The sequence below is a fragment of the Dialister hominis genome, from assembly GCF_007164725.1.
In the GTDB taxonomy this organism is placed as follows: Bacteria; Bacillota; Negativicutes; order Veillonellales; family Dialisteraceae; genus Dialister; species Dialister hominis.
The window spans coordinates 340,034-355,377 of the sequence record NZ_AP019697.1 but is presented as its reverse complement, the minus strand read 5'-3'; the positions used below and the strand labels follow the sequence as shown (position 1 = coordinate 355,377).

At 51.0% G+C, this 15,344-nt stretch carries 15 protein-coding genes; 3 read left to right on the top strand and 12 right to left on the bottom strand.

Annotated features, from left to right (window positions below):
- Window positions 1-295: 295 nt before the first annotated feature.
- Together Dia5BBH33_RS01625 and Dia5BBH33_RS01620 are read right to left on the bottom strand one after the other, a co-directional pair.
- The gene (locus Dia5BBH33_RS01625) at window positions 296-1,021 is read right to left on the bottom strand and encodes an SDR family NAD(P)-dependent oxidoreductase (RefSeq protein WP_022381503.1); all 726 of its coding nucleotides are present in this window, start codon (window positions 1,019-1,021) and stop codon (window positions 296-298) included.
- Between the two features lie 8 nt (window positions 1,022-1,029).
- Window positions 1,030-2,256 (bottom strand): divergent polysaccharide deacetylase family protein, encoded by a 1,227-nt coding sequence (locus tag Dia5BBH33_RS01620; protein ID WP_162501740.1) that lies wholly within the window; start codon window positions 2,254-2,256, stop codon window positions 1,030-1,032.
- 181 nt (window positions 2,257-2,437) lie between these two features.
- On the opposite strand from Dia5BBH33_RS01620, the gene Dia5BBH33_RS01615 reads away from it, so the two are divergent.
- On the top strand, window positions 2,438-3,382 hold the full coding sequence (locus Dia5BBH33_RS01615; protein ID WP_022381505.1) for a D-2-hydroxyacid dehydrogenase: 945 nt from the start codon (window positions 2,438-2,440) through the stop codon (window positions 3,380-3,382).
- Window positions 3,383-3,435: 53 nt separating this feature from the next.
- Here Dia5BBH33_RS01615 and Dia5BBH33_RS01610 read toward each other — a convergent pair whose 3' ends face one another.
- Genes Dia5BBH33_RS01610 through Dia5BBH33_RS01595 form a run of 4 tightly spaced genes read right to left on the bottom strand, consistent with a single transcriptional unit; the run spans window position 3,436 to window position 5,846 of the window.
- On the bottom strand, window positions 3,436-4,089 hold the full coding sequence (locus tag Dia5BBH33_RS01610; protein ID WP_022381506.1) for a coenzyme F420-0:L-glutamate ligase: 654 nt from the start codon (window positions 4,087-4,089) through the stop codon (window positions 3,436-3,438).
- 1 nt (window position 4,090) lies between these two features.
- A complete protein-coding gene (locus tag Dia5BBH33_RS01605) occupies window positions 4,091-4,648 on the bottom strand; it encodes a hypothetical protein (RefSeq protein ID WP_108850024.1) in 558 nt (185 codons plus the stop codon).
- A gap of 8 nt (window positions 4,649-4,656) precedes the next feature.
- Entirely contained in the window at window positions 4,657-5,430 is a 774-nt protein-coding gene (locus tag Dia5BBH33_RS01600; protein ID WP_143332223.1) for a glutamate racemase, read from the bottom strand.
- A 2-nt stretch (window positions 5,431-5,432) separates the two neighbouring features.
- On the bottom strand, window positions 5,433-5,846 hold the full coding sequence (locus Dia5BBH33_RS01595; protein ID WP_022381509.1) for an acyl-CoA thioesterase: 414 nt from the start codon (window positions 5,844-5,846) through the stop codon (window positions 5,433-5,435).
- Between the two features lie 163 nt (window positions 5,847-6,009).
- Here Dia5BBH33_RS01595 and Dia5BBH33_RS01590 point away from each other — a divergent pair, with 163 nt between their 5' ends.
- Window positions 6,010-6,723: an Rpo12/RPC10 RNA polymerase subunit family protein gene (locus Dia5BBH33_RS01590; protein ID WP_108850025.1), complete on the top strand. Its 714-nt coding sequence runs from the start codon at window positions 6,010-6,012 to the stop codon at window positions 6,721-6,723.
- A gap of 11 nt (window positions 6,724-6,734) precedes the next feature.
- Window positions 6,735-7,121 carry a rhodanese-like domain-containing protein gene (locus Dia5BBH33_RS01585; protein WP_022381511.1) on the top strand — a complete coding sequence of 129 codons (387 nt, stop codon included), beginning with the start codon at window positions 6,735-6,737 and terminating at the stop codon, window positions 7,119-7,121.
- A gap of 57 nt (window positions 7,122-7,178) precedes the next feature.
- Here the strand turns inward: Dia5BBH33_RS01585 and Dia5BBH33_RS01580 are convergent, their stop codons facing one another.
- From Dia5BBH33_RS01580 to infB, 6 genes are all read right to left on the bottom strand, one after another.
- Window positions 7,179-8,387 (bottom strand): aminotransferase-like domain-containing protein, encoded by a 1,209-nt coding sequence (locus Dia5BBH33_RS01580; RefSeq protein WP_108850026.1) that lies wholly within the window; start codon window positions 8,385-8,387, stop codon window positions 7,179-7,181.
- Between the two features lie 911 nt (window positions 8,388-9,298).
- Window positions 9,299-10,219 carry a bifunctional riboflavin kinase/FAD synthetase gene (locus tag Dia5BBH33_RS01575; RefSeq protein WP_143332222.1) on the bottom strand — a complete coding sequence of 307 codons (921 nt, stop codon included), beginning with the start codon at window positions 10,217-10,219 and terminating at the stop codon, window positions 9,299-9,301.
- A 6-nt stretch (window positions 10,220-10,225) separates the two neighbouring features.
- Window positions 10,226-11,077: a tRNA pseudouridine(55) synthase TruB gene (gene truB / locus Dia5BBH33_RS01570; RefSeq protein ID WP_143332221.1), complete on the bottom strand. Its 852-nt coding sequence runs from the start codon at window positions 11,075-11,077 to the stop codon at window positions 10,226-10,228.
- Window positions 11,077-12,042, bottom strand: coding sequence for a DHH family phosphoesterase (locus tag Dia5BBH33_RS01565; protein WP_143332220.1), 966 nt, complete (start codon window positions 12,040-12,042; stop codon window positions 11,077-11,079). Before Dia5BBH33_RS01565 ends, truB begins: the two co-directional genes overlap by 1 nt.
- 3 nt (window positions 12,043-12,045) lie before the next feature.
- On the bottom strand, window positions 12,046-12,432 hold the full coding sequence (gene rbfA, locus Dia5BBH33_RS01560; RefSeq protein WP_143332219.1) for a 30S ribosome-binding factor RbfA: 387 nt from the start codon (window positions 12,430-12,432) through the stop codon (window positions 12,046-12,048).
- Between the two features lie 126 nt (window positions 12,433-12,558).
- Complete coding sequence (infB, locus tag Dia5BBH33_RS01555; RefSeq protein WP_108850029.1) at window positions 12,559-15,324, bottom strand: translation initiation factor IF-2; 2,766 nt, start codon at window positions 15,322-15,324, stop codon at window positions 12,559-12,561.
- Window positions 15,325-15,344 lie beyond the last annotated feature (20 nt).

The following is a 15,344-nucleotide window of genomic DNA, read 5'->3' as shown; positions in this document are numbered from 1 at the left end:
CGTGAATGACAAGTGAATTTCACTTATTTTTTCAGAAACTTTATGAAACTTTATATTTTTATTATACAAATATTCTGACCGATTGACAAACAAAAGACGCGGAATCCTTCTTCATGACCGGCTCTCTCCCTTTCTGACCAATGGCTTTCCCCATCCCTATCCAAGGCCGAATCCACCGAAGAAAAAGTGTACATTAAAAGAGGGACCGCAAGAAAGAGGAAATATCTCCTTCCCTGGTCCCTCTTATATTATTTTTCTATATCACTCTAAAGGTGCTTCGCTTTTTCCTATGCTGTTACCAGTCGGTCAGCCCGCCGTCTACGGGTAACACGGTCCCCGTCATGAAGGATGCTTTTTCCGAAAGGAGGAAGGCGATGACTTCCCCGACTTCTTCAGGCTTTGCAATGCGGGAAAGCGGATACCATTCTGCCATTTCCTCGCGGCTTCCGCCATAGGAGGCAAGCTGTTTTACAAGAAGGGGCGTATCGACATCGCCCGGGCAGACAACGTTGGCGCGGATATTTTCGACCGCAAGTTCCAGTGCAAGCGATCGTATGAAGGAAACAAGCGCTCCCTTTGTCGCGCCGTAAAGACTGCACTGGACATTTCCTTCAATCGCCGCATCCGATGCAACGCCTACGATAGCACCTTTCCCTTCCCGAAGGGCAGGAATGGATGCGCGTGCAAGTTTCATGGCGCCGAATACATTGACAGCAAAAAGTTTTTCTATATCCTCATCGGTCGTATTCTCCAGAAGTTTCTCTTCATAGACGCCGGCAGAAAGGACAAGGCCCGTAACCGTTCCAACCGTCCTTGCGGCTTTCACGGCTTTTTCGCAGTCATCCGTCTTCGTCACGTCGCAGGGAACGTAAAGGCTTCCCGGAACGGATTCTTCTGCCTTTTTGCCGCGTTCCGTATCTCTTCCAAGGAGGATGGTCCTTGCCCCTTCCCTGGAAAGGATTTTGGCCGCAGCAAGGCCGATTCCCGACGTGCCACCGGATATGATGATGGTTCTTACCATGCTTCCTCCTAATTCATGAGAGATAATACATAAATGAACTTGATGCCTTCTGCTTCAAGCTGCGGGACCATCTGGCGGAATGCTTCTGCCGTGTGCGGGCGGCAGTGGCCGATGATGATGTAGGTGCCATGTTCCTTCGCCCTTTCAGCGGCTTTCCGGATCATGGCCTTGATGGCGGAAACATCCGAAGAATTGTCCACGAAGAGGTCATTTCTTGCATAGGGCACGCCGTACTCAGCGGCCGCGCCATCGGCTTCCGTATAGGAATTCGTCGCGCTGTCGAGGAAGAAGAGGCCCCTGTGATGGAGTTCATTCATGACATCATCCATGACGCGCTTGTCCGTCGTTGACTTCGAGCCCTGATGGTTATTGATGCCGACAGCTTCCGGTACCTGCGAGAGGGAGTCTGAAAGCATTCTTCTTATTTCGGAATCGCTCATCGACGTCAGGATCGTCTTGGCTTCCATGCCTGAGCCCGAAACGGATTCCATCGGCTGGTGCAGGATGACGGGCATGCCATGCGCCGCCCAGGACGCCGCCGCTTCCCTTGTATGCACCTGATTGGGCATGACAGCCAGCGTGAACGGGACGCCGATCGATTCATACACTTCCTGGGAAGCAAGGTCTCTTCCCGCATCATCAATGACGACCGCCAGACGTCCCGTCACTGTGGAAGGAGACGGTTCCTTCCTTGCAGGCGCTGGCGCAGGTGCCTTGGCCTCCGCCTTGACTGTTTTGGACGATGTAGAGGATTTAGAGAAAGAATCAGATGAGGAACTGATATCCTCCGAAGATGTTTCTTTGGAAACGCTTTCCTTCTTGATAGACGACTCTGATTCCGAGGCTTTCTTTCCTGTAATTGCGCTCATGACGCTTCCCGTGATCGACGTCTCGGTCTCTGTACCGTCATTTCCCTTATCCTTCGTGATCTTCTTGACGGCTGCCTTGATTCTTTCCTTCAAGCTTTCCGGACTACCCGCATCTTCAGAAGGAACGACGCCCTGCTCTTCCTTATCATTGAAAAGATGATGAATGACCGTCACATTCTGGATGGGCTGTCCGCCGGGCTCATTTGTCATGCGGTCTGTCATGTAAGCGGCGCCCGCGACCGCAATCATGAATATCAGCCAGAAGAGAAGCGGATGGCCGCTCTTTTTCGAGCGTCTTCTCCTGACGGGCCTTTTGGCCGGCCGCCTTGTCCTTCCCGTTCTGGTGCTGTTTTTTCTTTCTGCCATAATTTCTCCTTTATAGTTCATTGTTTTTATTATAGCAGATTGGAAACCACATCAAAATGAGGGATGCCTTTTCGTCATTTTCCTTCCTGCCTTTTCATTTTTAAGGCGAGCCCCTTTTCCCCGATGATGGTATAATGAAGGAAATGAATCTATTTGCGCAATCAACAGAAAGGAGTCAATCATGAAACTCGTAGTCATTAATAAACTCTCCGAAGAAAAACTGGCCGAACTGCAGAATGCAGTGCCAGGCTCTGTCGTTGAAGCGTACAAATCCCCGAAAGAGGCTCTGCCGCACGTTTCCGATGCAGATGCCATCGCTCTCTGGGGCTTCCAGGACATTGCACCGCTCCTTGCAGCAGCTCCCAGAGTCCGCTGGGTACACTCCCTTTCTGACGGTGTCGAACGTCTTCTCACCAAGGAAATGATGGAACGCCCGATCATCCTCACCAATTCTCACGGCGTCCATGACCGTTCTGTTTCCGAGCATACGATGGCGCTTCTCCTTTCCTGGATGCGCCGCATTCCTGAAGCTGTCAGGAACCAGGAAGCGGGTGAATGGATCCGTCCGCGCGGCGAATCTCTCTTTGGAAAAACCATCCTGATTGTCGGCTTTGGCAGCATCGGCCGCGCCATTGCACAGAGGGCCAAGGTCTTCGAAACGAAGATCCTTGCCGTCAAGAAGCACCTTTCCACCGAACTCTTTGCCGATCACGTCTACACGCAGGAAGAACTCATGGATGTACTTCCGAAAGCGGATATCGTCATTGCCGCTCTCCCATCCACACCGGACACGGAAAACTTCTTCGGCGCTGATCAGTTTGCTGCCATGAAGAAGACAGCTCTCTTCATCAATATCGCCCGTGCATCGATTGTCGATGAAAATGCGCTCATCGATGCCCTCGAAAAAGGTTCCATTGCAGGCGCATGCCTTGACGTATTCTCCAAGGAACCGCTCCCTGCCGATCATCCCTTCTGGAAAATGAAGAATGTCATCATGACCCCGCACACCGCATCCATGGTGCCGGATTTCTGGAACAAGCTGACAGCGCTTCTTCAGACGAACTTCGTCAACTTCAGTCGCGGCGAAAAACTGATGAATGAAATGGACAAGAAAAAAGGATATTAAGAGCAACTAAAAAAGCTGGCGTTCTGCCAGCTTTTTTAATTTCCTTTTACTTCTTAGCTCTGATGCATGACATCAGTGAAGTTCTTGATGATGACGATCGGTGTCTTCTGGTTGTCATTGCCAAACGGGTTGTCGATCAGGATCTGTGCGATCTGGTTCGGATCGAGGCCCTTGCTCTTGCCAAGGACGGCTGCTCTCTTGAGGTCATTGACGTCTGCAATGACAGCGCCGTATGCGCCTGTTTCCTGCTTGATTCTTTCGCAGACATTGTCCGTATCGGCCGGGCCGTATACGAGGCACTTGTCGAAAGGAGGCATGGTGCCTGTGACATCATCGATCAGGGATGCCTGACGGCAGCGGGCATAGAATACGCCGCGTTTCCCGAATACTTTGGCGACAGCGCCGAGAATGAAGGAGAAGAGCATGTTCCATTTCCCTTCTTCATCCATAGCGGCCTGCATGCCGTAAATGCTTGCCATGGAGCCGGCTGCCGGAACAAAGCGGTTCATAAGGCGGGCCTGCCAGCAGACATTCAGTTCTTCAGGGCGTACATAGCGGTTCTGCGTGATTGCTACGACAGATTCAGCGGTGCAGACGATATCATGGTCTGTGATGTCAGCGCCTGCGTATTCCTTAATGGCATCCACGATATCATCATGGTGTGTCAGGATGCGGGTATGAACAGGGATGAGTTCGAGTTCTGCCATCTTATTTCACCTCCGCTGATGTGTATTCATACAGTGCATTTCTCAGTTCTTCCTTCGTGAGAATGATGCGTGTCTTTGCATAGTAATAATCGCTTCTGGCAACGACCTGGTAAATAATGTCCATGGCTATTTCCGGGAACGTTTCAAGGTCGCGGAGAATGTTGTCTCCCTTGCCCTTGATTTCAAGCGTGATCAGGAACTTCTTGGATTTACCCGGATCGACGATGTAAGCCTGCCAGTAATCGTCATCTCTCGGTACATCGTTGTCTGTCAGATGGGCAGTGATTCTTGCTTCGTCATACTGTTCGAAAGGAAGGTACGTGCGGACGAAGGCATCCATGATGGTGCCGAGCTGGCGGCCGACGTTCTTGATCGGAATCGTGCAGGCAAGGGTGACGCTTCTCGGTCCCATGTCCACTACTTTGAAAGGCGTCTTCTTCGTCTTTTCCACTTTCAGCACACAGTCGCCCTTGATGACTGCCGCTGCCCAGTATGCAATGAAGCCCAGGCAGATGAGCAGTACGATGACTGCCAGAATCTTTACAACTAATAACAACATTTCTCTGATCACACTCCTAATAGATTTGCTTTTTCCACTGTCTCCATACCGAAGATCTTATTGACCAGTCCGGCTGCGCGGTCTTCTCCCGCCGTAAAATAAAAATGCTTTTCCCCTTTTTTATCCGCGAGAGCTCCCTTTTCACGGAGTATCTTCATGCCGTCTTCGACGGTCGGAAGCGCCGGATCGAGGAAACGGACGCCGGGGAGCACTTCCTTGAACACGTCTTTCACAAGCGGGAAGTGCGTGCAAGCCAAAAGCGCCGTGTCCGCCCCTTGTGTATCATACTCCTTCAGTATGGATTGCAAAAGAGCCCGGATGGAATTTTTATCCTCATTCCTCTCAATGGCAGCCGCCAGTCCCTCGCAAGGGATCTCAACGGTTTCCACTTCCGGATGCGCCTTTGCCAGATACTTTTTGTGCGAATGGGCCGAAATCGTAGCCGGCGTTGCAAAGACAGCGATTTTTTTCGCGTCTTCGGGCAGCGCGACGTTCATGCTCATCTTGATGACAGGAACATCCCCTTCAAGGAAGGATGGCGGCACGTTGAAGGAAATGGTATTGCACGCCACCAGAATCATCTTCACGTCCTTCTTCAGAAGGAAATCCTTGATTGCTTCCGAAAAACGCACGATTTCCTCTACGGGACGTTCCCCGTAGGGATTTCTTGCCGTATCCCCCAGAAAGACGATGCCTTCCTTCGGATACTTCTCTGCCAGCACGCGCGCAACGGTAAGACCGCCCACGCCTGAATCCATCACTCCGACTGCCCTGTTGTCCATGATTATCTGTCTCCTTCCGAGAGTGAAACCAGTTTCTCCAGCCTTTCTGCAGGAAGTCTGACGATCCTTCCTGTATTCATATTGGTGTATGTATTGGTGCTCTTCCCGGTCGTCAGGACCTCGCCTGTCTTTTCACGCACGACTTCATACTCGAAGTCAAGGCGCGCCCGGTCTACCCGGCGAAGGTACGTCTTGATGAGAAGCACATCATCGTACTCGGCCGATTTGATGTACTTGGCGCTGATTTCAAGAATCGGGAATACGATTCCCTCTTTCATGAGATCATTCAGGTCAATCCCGCCTGCGCGCAGGTACTCGACTCTCGCTTCTTCAAAATAACGAAGATAGTTGGCATGATGAACGACTCTCATGCCGTCTGTTTCATAGAATTTGACTCTTCTTTTATAAGTAAACATCATTGCCCTCCATATCCAAATATTATACCATACTCAGCCCCATGACGCAGGGAAAGGTCAATTCCTGTGCCTTTTTCCGGGAAAAGAATTATTCGCCCTTTTCATTATCCGTTGCCCAAAGGTTCCAACTAGATTATACTTAAACAGGAACGGAGGTCCATGTATGGCATTCACACTCATTTGTCACGCCTGCGGGCAGAAGCTGACATTATTTGATATTGATGTAAAGAAAAGAAAGGGATCCGTGCGCTGCACCCGCTGCGGCGCGCGCGTCTCCTATGACCTGGACAAGAGAAAAATCCAGCAGTCCGGTTTCTGGAGCGAGGAAGAATCCACATTCGACCCAAGAGTACGGGAAAGGGTCGTCCGCCAGCTTGAAAGGAATGCGGGCAGGAAAGAAGCGCCGCTTCCACCAAAGAAAGCGCCGGAGCCTTCCCATGCCCATGATTTCGGGGACAATCCTTTCAGCGCAAAACCTGGCTTTGCCCATTTCGATATGAGGACGGGCATGGCAGTCACATCGGAAGACGCCGCTTCCCCTTCCCCGGCCCCCACGCCAAAGTCGCGCATGGTTTCTGCGCAGAAGAAGGAAGAAAAGGAAGGCTATGCCGCTTTCAAGAGCGGCCTAGCATCGGGAAGACGCCGCACGATCAAAGCACCTGAAAGGCCTGTCACCGTGATCAAGAAAGAACCTGTGCAGACGGAGAAGAAATTCACTCCCCCGCCCAGGATCGTCACAAGGACGGCGCACAGGAACATGAGCCTCGTCCGCCAGGCGCAGCATGCAAGAAAACCTGCAGAGCCGATGCACCTCAATCCGGTCCGCTCCCTCTGGCAAAAAATCCGTGATTTCTTTTCATTTACCAAAAATTCCTGACAGGAGGCACTATGATTAAATACATGATTTTAAGTCTCGCCGTTTTTTCAGCCGCTCTTCTGCTGACCGGCTGCAGTGCTGAAGCTGACGGCGCATACAAGAAAATTTCCGCATCCGAAGCCAAAGAGATGATGGATAAGGGAAATGTCACCATCGTCGACGTGAGGGAACCCTCTGAGTACGCTGGAGGCCATGTGCCGGGCGCCATGCTCCTTCCGCTTGGGACTGTTTCCTCTTCTGCTGAAAAAGCCCTTCCGGACAAGGACGCTGTCCTTCTCGTGTACTGCCGCTCAGGCGTCAGAAGCCTCAAGGCATCCAGGGAGCTCGTTTCCATGGGCTACAAGCACGTCAATGACTTTGGCGGCATTCTTGACTGGCCTTATGAAATCGAGAAATAATATTCCGTTAAACAAAAAACTCCATCCTCGGATGGAGTTTTTTAGTGCCTGCATCAATTATTTCTTGTCAGCCAGGTAAGCTTTGAGTGCATCAGCGAGTCTCTTTACGCCGTCTTCGATGACATCGTCGTCATTGTAGGAGAAGTTCAGGCGGAAGTAGTTTCTCTTGCCGGATGCCGGGAAGAAGGAGTCACCTGGTACGTAAGCGACTTTTCTTTCGATGGCATACTTGAAGAGGTCGCGTGCGTCGCAGCCTTCCGGAAGTTCTACCCAGAGGAAGAGGCCGCCATGCGGATAGGTGGACTTCACATCGGACGGGAAGTACTTCTTGATAGCGTCGCACATAACGTCGCGGCGGTGAGCGTACAGCTTGCAGTTTTCTTTGATATGGCCTTCGAAATCATAGTTTTCCATGTACATAGCAACTTCACGCTGGGTGACGCATGGTGTGGAAAGGTCGGTGGAGCCTTTGACGAGGTCCATCTTTGCAAGGATTTCATCGTTGCATACGAGCCATGCCAGTCTCATGCCAGGAGCCAGTGTCTTGGAGAAGGTGCCGGAATAGATGACGAGGTGCTTCGGATCCATGGAAACGAGCGGAGCGATTTCTTCGCCTTCAAAGCGCAGGTCGCCGTACGGGTTATCTTCGAATACCGGGATTTCATACTTGGTAACGACTTCCATAAATTTCTGGCGGCGTTCCAGGGACCAGCAGATACCGGTCGGGTTCTGGTAGTTCGGGATGACGTAGATGAATTTGACTTTGTCGGTTGTTGCGAGAATCTTGTCCAGTTCTTCCGGGATCATGCCCTGATCATCGGTCGGAACTTCGACGAATTTCGGCTGTTCGAGAGCGAATGCACCGATAGCGCCCAGGTAGGACGGGCTTTCAATGAGAACGACATCGTCCTTGTCGATGAATACGCGTCCGGTGATGTCAAGACCCTGCTGGGAGCCAGTGGTGATCATGATGTTCTTCGGATCGACTTTATCCATGCCCATCGGACAATACATACGGTTCATGCGGTCGGCAATAGCCTGGCGAAGTCCCATGAAACCGAGGGACGGGCCGTACTGCATAGCGCCGGCGCCGTCTTCTTCTCTGACTTTGACTGCAACTTCAGTCAATTCTTTCAGAGGAAATGTTCTCGGAGCTGGGAGACCGCCGGCAAAGGAAATAATGTCCGGCTGAGCGGTAAGAGCCAGCAATGGACCAAGGTCGGAGCCTTTCATCTTAGACAGTACTTCAGAAAAGTGAATAGCCATAATAATCTCTCCTTTACTCTACAGAATTGACTAGGAAAATCCCATTTTTCCATATTATAATTGCGGCCGCTACCAACAAAGATTCTCATTGGAATCGTAGGCAAATATAATGCTAGTGTTATTATTTTAAATCTACCATAAAGGGATGTCAATCATGAAGAGGCCGCAGTTATCGTTTAAATGTACCAAAATACTGCCATTTACTCCCATCTTCATGTATATACTTATAGAGAATGTCTATATTTCAGCCAGCAAAAAAGGGCTGTGACAAATACGCAATCATTTTGCCACAATCCCTTTTGTGCCGGTATATTCGATTAGAGGATACCAGCATATTTATGATTTGTCTCATCTAGAAACTATAAAGCCCTAAAGAAAAAAGCTGCCCGGCGGCAGCTCTTGGAGAAGTATTAATGTTTTCCCATGCTTACGAGTTCAAGTAATGCGAAGCAAATTTCTTCTGGTCTGACTTCTTCTACAACTTCGTTTTCGATCTGCTGATCTCTCATGGTCTGTGCCTCCGGTATAACTCGTTCGGCTTCCCCGAACCTGTAACTATGGTCTTATCATACTTCTTGAATAGAATACTATCCAATATTTCTTTTCAGCAGTTTCAAAAATCCCTTCATCTTTTAATCATAGATTCCAATATATAAAAAATCGCCATAATCATTTATTTTTATTATAAGTTGTAACTTGTCTATGAATTATACAATGATTTATAACTTATAGTATACAATTTAAATACATAGAAGCTTGTTAATTCTTTAATTCATAGCATGCAATCTATTAATAAACCGCCTTTTCATAGTCTGATATGCAGGAAATGGCAGCATGACATCCATGATATCTCTTCCGCGCATGAAAAAACCTCCCTGATCCGCTCGGGGAGGTCTTTATCGCAGGAAGCATCAAAAAAAGATCTTCTTTGCTGTTTCTATATCGCTTTCTATCTGTGCTTTCAGTGCGTCTACGGAATCAAACTTCACTTCGCCGCGGATATATTTCACCCATTCCAGGGTAAAGCTTTTCCCATAGATTTCTTCATCAAAATCAATGATGAAGGTTTCGATCGTTTTTTCGCTGTTGCCAAAGGTCGGATTCGTCCCGATGTTTGTGACGGACGGATAGCATTTCCCTTCGATCCTTGTCTTCGTCGCATAGACGCCGTCGGCAGGAAGGACGCGTGCATCGGGCATGCGAAGGTTCGCTGTCGGAAAGCCCAGGAGATCATTTCCTCTGTGGAAGCCGTGAACGACGTCGCCTGACATCGTATAGTTCCTTCCAAGAAGTTTTGCTGCCTCTTCGACTTTTCCCGCCTCGATCAGCGTGCGTACCGTCGTGCTCGACAGTACTTTTCCGCCTTCGGAAACAAGGGGCGCTGTCACAACGGCAACATCGCTTCCTTCAAAATAGGATTTCATGGAAGAAACATTGCCGGAAGCGCCTTTCCCGAAGGAAAAGTTATCTCCCGTCACAATGCCCTTGATGCCTGGAATATCTGCGAGGCTTTTCAGGAATGATTCTGCTGTTTCAGAGAGGAATTCCTTCGTCGGGCGGATAAATACGGCCAGATCCATGCCTGCCTTCCGGAAGGACTCTGCCTTTTCCTCTTCTGACTGGAGAAGAGAGACGCGGATGTCGGGCGCAAGAACGCTCATGGGATGCGGATAGAAGGTAATGACGCCGATTCCGGCACTTTTTTCTTCCGCAAGCTTTGCTGCTTCTTTAAAGACCGCCTGATGGCCCAGGTGGCAGCCGTCAAAAAATCCAAGGACGAAGACGCGGGGTTCTCCGTCCGTGATTTCTTCCAATGCATGTAAAATCTTCATAATTCCTCACGAAAAAACTTTCTTTGGATGAATGATGCCTGCCTTGACGTATGCGGTGCCGAGGAACGTGTCCCCATGGAAGGCAGCCGCCATATCAAGGTCTTTTTCTTTCGTCTTGAGCCGTTTCCCCTGAAGGAAATCCCTGGCTTCCTTTTCGGAAAGCTCGATATTGGGAAGGCCGGAAAGGATCGGTTTCAGACTCGTCATGAGGGATCCTTCCGGATCCTTCTCGATTTCCTCCATCGTCTTTGCGTTTTCAATGGAAAAGGGACCGACGACGGTACGGACAAGGGAGGACATCGTAAGAAGACATCCTGCCTTTTCACCGATATCTCTTCCAAGCGCCCGGATGTACGTGCCGGACGAGCAGGTCACATGCAGCTTGATGACGGGCGGCGCGATTTCCCAGATGGTCAGGTCATAAATCGTGACGGGGCGCGCTTTGAGCTCGACTTCCTTTCCTTCGCGGGCAAGCTTGTAGGCCCTTTCCCCATTCACCTTGATTGCTGAATAAATGGAAGGCACCTGCATGATGTCGCCGCGGAAAGCACTGACAGCACCTTCCCAGATGGACGTGTCAGACGGGACTTCTCCTCTTTCGAGGATTTCTCCCGTCATGTCCTCGGTATCCGTCCTGATGCCCATGATGAATTCTGCTTCATATCTCTTCGTATGGATGGGCGCATACTCGATGAGGCGCGTCGCACGTCCCAGGAACACGGGAAGAACGCCGGATGCCATGGGATCGAGCGTCCCTCCGTGCCCTATTTTCTTTTGGTGGTAGATCCTCTGGAGCTTTGCAATGACATCGAAGGAGGTCCAGTCCTTCGGCTTGATGACATTAAGGACGCCGTCCATCAGAGATACTTCTCCGCAGCTTTGACGAAAATGGGCTCTGCGTCTGCAAATGTTTCATGGATGGTGCAGCCGGATGCTTTCCAGTGTCCGCCGCCGCCGAATTCCTCAGCCAGCTTTCCTACATTGGCATATTCCTTGGCACGCAGGGAAATACGAGTTTCCTTTTCTCCCCTGTACTTGAAGAGGGCAGCGATTTCGCATCCCTTGATGCAGCGCGGAATCGTTGCGTAGTAATCGGAATTTTCACCGTCAAGATCCATGGCTTCCTTGTCCATGTATGCGATGACGATCTTGCCGTTCGCATAGGAATGGACGGTGCCTGCCACGATCTTGTAGCACTTCATGGCTTCCTCTGTTTTTTCTTCCAGACGGTTGGAAATGTAGGAGGGATCAGCGCCCATTTCTACCAGCTTGCTTGCCATGAGGAGCGTATGCGGGGATGTGCAGCTGAACTTAAAGAATCCGCTGTCGGTGCCGATGGCCATGTAAAGGGCATTGCATGTGTCCTTGTCCATCTGGATGCCTTCGTCGAAGAACATTTCAGCAAGCATTTCTGCCGTTGCTGCATAGTGGTAGCGCAGGTAAAGGTAATCGGTGTATCTTTCATTGCTTCTGTGATGGTCGATGCAGAGGCTGTCCACGTCCGGGAAATCAAAATTCCCGCCTCTTTCCAGGTTGGAAAGGTCCGTGAAAACGATGGCATCATAATCCTTTCCTTCCGGAATGGATGTCATGACCTGTGCAGATGTTTCAACGAGGGTGTACACTCTCGGCACGGGATCAGGAAGAACCATGTCGGCTTCCTTGCCCATGGAGAGAAGGACATTGTGCAGCGCGCAGATGGAGCCTACGTCGTCTCCGTCCGGATGCTCATGTCCTACGAGAAGGAAACGGTTATGGGATTTCAGGAAATCCATAGCCTGCTGCTTGTCGATTTCGACAGCATGATCTTTGCCAAGACTCATTTTTCAGTCCTCCTTTTCAGTATCTTCCTTCGGAGCTTTATCCTTTTCTTCGTCATGCACCTTTTTCAGGAGACCTTCAATGTGCATGCCGTAATCAAGGGACTTGTCTTCTTCGAAGGTAATTTCCGGTGTGTAGTAAATCTTGAGGCGCTGGCCGAGTTCCTTGCGGATGGAGCCTTTTGCCTTGTTGAGCGCTTCGAGCGATTTTGCCTTTTCCCAGGATTTCCCGAAAAGGCTGACGTAAATCGTTGCTTCGCGCAAATCTCCGGTCACATGGACGCCTGTCACGGTGACAAAGCCGATGTGCGGATCTTTCAGGTCATAGAGGAGCATCTGGCTGACTTCCTGCTTGATGAATTCCTGTATTTTTCTAACGCGTAATTCTGACATATGGATTCCTCTCTTGCCGCATGCGGCAGGATCTTCCGCTCTTTGCGGATACTAAGAAATAAAGAGGCCCGTCATCGAAATAGGGATGCGGGCCTCTTACTTTTTAATTAAGAACGCCTGCCCTGATTATTCCAAGGTGGCAGCTTCTTCTTTCAGCTCAAAGGATTCAAGCTGGTCGCCTTCCTTGACGTCGCGGTAGCTTTCCAGCGAAATACCGCATTCGAAGCCTTGTGCGACTTCCTTCACATCATCCTTGAAGCGGCGCAGGGATGCGATCTTGCCTTCGTGGATGACGATGCCGTCGCGGATCAGGCGGAGACGGCAGCTGCTTGTGATCTTGCCGTCCTGTACATAGCAGCCGGCAACGATGAGTTTCGGTGTATGGATGACCTGACGGACTTCTGCGTGGCCGAGAACGACTTCGCGGATGGTCGGAGCGAGCATGCCGGCCATAGCTGCCTTGATATCATCAATGCAGTCATAGATGACACGGTAGAGACGCATATCGACGCCGTCTTTTTCAGCCAGTGCTCTTGCATTGGCATCCGGACGGACGTTGAAGCCGATGATCAGCGCATTGGAGGCAGATGCCAGCATGACATCGGATTCGTTGATGGCGCCGACAGCGGAGTGGACGATGGAAACGCGGACTTCATCACTCTTGATGCCCATGAGGGACTGAACGAGCGCTTCAACGGAGCCCTGTACGTCTGCCTTGACGATGAGGTCAAGTTCCTTCATTTCGCCTTCCTTGATCTTTTCGAAGATGTTGTCGAGCGTTACCTTCTGTACGCTTCTCTGCTCTTCTTCCTTCGCACGGGATGCGCGGATTTCAGCGATGTTTCTTGCCTTTCTTTCATCCATGACATAGAAATGGTCGCCTGCTTCCGGAACGCTGTCCATACCGAGGATTTCAACCGGTGCAGCCGGTTCGGCGCTCTTCATCTTGCGGCCGTTTTCATTGTTCATGGCGCGGACGCGGCCCCAGCTTTTGCCGGCCAAGATGCCGTCTCCGACATGGAGTGTGCCGTTCTGTACGAGCACGCTCATGACAGGACCTCTGCCCTTATCCAGCTGTGCTTCGACGACGACGCCGTAAGCTTCGCGCTTCGGATTGGCTTTGAGTTCCTTCATTTCTGCTACGAGCAGGATGTTTTCCAGGAGGTCATCAAGGCCGATCTTCTTCTTGGCAGAAATCGGGGTCATGATGACATCGCCGCCCCAGTCTTCCGCGAGGAGCCCTTCCTTGGAAAGTTCTTCCTTGATGCGGTCAGGGTTTGCGCCCGGCTTATCAATCTTATTGATGGCAACCATGATCGGAACGCCTGCGTTCTTTGCATGGTGGATAGCTTCGATGGTCTGCGGCATGACACCGTCATCGGCAGCAACGATCAGGACGGCAATATCCGTCAGCTGAGCGCCTCTGGAACGCATAGCGGTGAATGCTTCATGGCCCGGGGTATCCAGGAATGTGATCTTGTGACCCTTGTAGCGGATCTGGTAAGCACCGATTCTCTGGGTGATGCCGCCGGCTTCGTGGAGAGCGACATTTGTCTGGCGCAGGGCGTCAAGCAGTGTCGTCTTGCCGTGGTCGACATGGCCCATGATCGTAACGATCGGAGGACGCGGTACGAGGAAACGGGGATCATCCGGTTCCGGAATGTATTCCGTCGGATCTTCTTCCTTTTCAGGTTTCAGAAGGGTTACACCGAATTCTTCAGCAAGGATTTCGACGGTATCCGGATCGAGGTTCTGATTGATGGTAGCCATGACGCCAAGAGCCATCAAGTGTTTGATGATCTCGCTGACTTCGCAGCCGAAAAGTTCAGCCAGTTCCTTGACGGTAACAGCAGCCGGGACAGTTACTTCTGTCGGATAGGTATCCTGTTTCTTTTCCTGGTTGTGTTTCTTCTTCTTGCCCTGGTTCAGGGAGCGGGCCATCAAAGAGCCGCCTTCCTTTTCTCTTCTTGCCTTTTCCCAGTCCTTCTTTGTTTTCTTCTTGGCCGGTTTTTCACGTCTGACTGCCGGAGTTTCCGGAGCGATTTCTTCTACCGGAGCAGCAACGGCTGCCGGATGCTGGCTGTGGGAATGATCATTTCTGGAATGATCGTTTCCGCCGAACGGTCTGCCGTTCCTGTCGCCAGCGGGTCTGCCATTTCTATCGCCAGCCGGACGGCCGTTTCTGTCGCCATACGGGCGGTTTCCGTTCCTGTCGCCGGACGGACGGTTTCCATTCCTGTCGCCATACGGACGGTTGCCATTCCTGTCGCCGGATGGACGGTTTCCATTTCTGTCACCGGACGGGCGGCCGTTTCTGTCGCCATAGGAACGGTTTCCATTTCTGTCGCCGGACGGGCGGCTGTTTCTGTCACCGTAGGAACGGTTATTTCTGTCGCCGGAGGGGCGGTCGTTTCTATCTCCGGAGGAACGGTCATTTCTGCGGTCGTTCCTGTCATTATTCGGACGGTCGTTTCTGTTATCTCTTACGGGGCGCGTGGTATTTTCCTCTCTTCCGCGGGTTTCTTTTCTTTCCTGATGAGCGGCTTCCGCTTTCGGAGCCTCTTCTTTCACTTCTGCCGGCTTCGGCGCTGCAGGAGCTTTCTGTGCTTCTGGTTCCACGCTCGAGTAAGCGGCTTTGCGGCCTGCTTCTCCGGACTTCCTGTCAGTCGGTCTGCCCTGCTGATCGAACCTTACGGTACGCATCTGCGGACGTTTTGCTGGTTTCTTGGATGCTTCAAATTCTTTTGCCAAAACGGTTTTCGCCCCTTCATCTACTCCGGACAGGCGGCTAGTCACCTCAATATGGTTCTTCTTCAAAGCGTCCATGACCTCTTTATCCGACTTTTTAAACTCTTTTACTAATTCATATACTCTGTACTTCTTTTTCTGCATAAGCAGCCTCCCGTCCGTTC

Bases quoted from the DNA above. Each gene is read 5' to 3' on its own strand.
- Dia5BBH33_RS01620 (WP_162501740.1), bottom strand. From the start codon at position 2,256: ATGGCAGAAAGAAAAAACAGCACCAGAACGGGAAGGACAAGGCGGCCG.
- Dia5BBH33_RS01585 (WP_022381511.1), top strand. From the start codon at position 6,735: ATGATTAAATACATGATTTTAAGTCTCGCCGTTTTTTCAGCCGCTCTT.
- Dia5BBH33_RS01595 (WP_022381509.1), bottom strand. From the start codon at position 5,846: ATGTTTACTTATAAAAGAAGAGTCAAATTCTATGAAACAGACGGCATG.
- Dia5BBH33_RS01580 (WP_108850026.1), bottom strand. From the start codon at position 8,387: ATGGCTATTCACTTTTCTGAAGTACTGTCTAAGATGAAAGGCTCCGAC.
- infB (WP_108850029.1), bottom strand. From the start codon at position 15,324: ATGCAGAAAAAGAAGTACAGAGTATATGAATTAGTAAAAGAGTTTAAA.
- Dia5BBH33_RS01625 (WP_022381503.1), bottom strand. From the start codon at position 1,021: ATGGTAAGAACCATCATCATATCCGGTGGCACGTCGGGAATCGGCCTT.
- Dia5BBH33_RS01615 (WP_022381505.1), top strand. From the start codon at position 2,438: ATGAAACTCGTAGTCATTAATAAACTCTCCGAAGAAAAACTGGCCGAA.
- Dia5BBH33_RS01610 (WP_022381506.1), bottom strand. From the start codon at position 4,089: ATGGCAGAACTCGAACTCATCCCTGTTCATACCCGCATCCTGACACAC.
- Dia5BBH33_RS01605 (WP_108850024.1), bottom strand. From the start codon at position 4,648: ATGTTGTTATTAGTTGTAAAGATTCTGGCAGTCATCGTACTGCTCATC.
- Dia5BBH33_RS01590 (WP_108850025.1), top strand. From the start codon at position 6,010: ATGGCATTCACACTCATTTGTCACGCCTGCGGGCAGAAGCTGACATTA.
- rbfA (WP_143332219.1), bottom strand. From the start codon at position 12,432: ATGTCAGAATTACGCGTTAGAAAAATACAGGAATTCATCAAGCAGGAA.
- Dia5BBH33_RS01600 (WP_143332223.1), bottom strand. From the start codon at position 5,430: ATGGACAACAGGGCAGTCGGAGTGATGGATTCAGGCGTGGGCGGTCTT.
- truB (WP_143332221.1), bottom strand. From the start codon at position 11,077: ATGGACGGCGTCCTTAATGTCATCAAGCCGAAGGACTGGACCTCCTTC.
- Dia5BBH33_RS01575 (WP_143332222.1), bottom strand. From the start codon at position 10,219: ATGAAGATTTTACATGCATTGGAAGAAATCACGGACGGAGAACCCCGC.
- Dia5BBH33_RS01565 (WP_143332220.1), bottom strand. From the start codon at position 12,042: ATGAGTCTTGGCAAAGATCATGCTGTCGAAATCGACAAGCAGCAGGCT.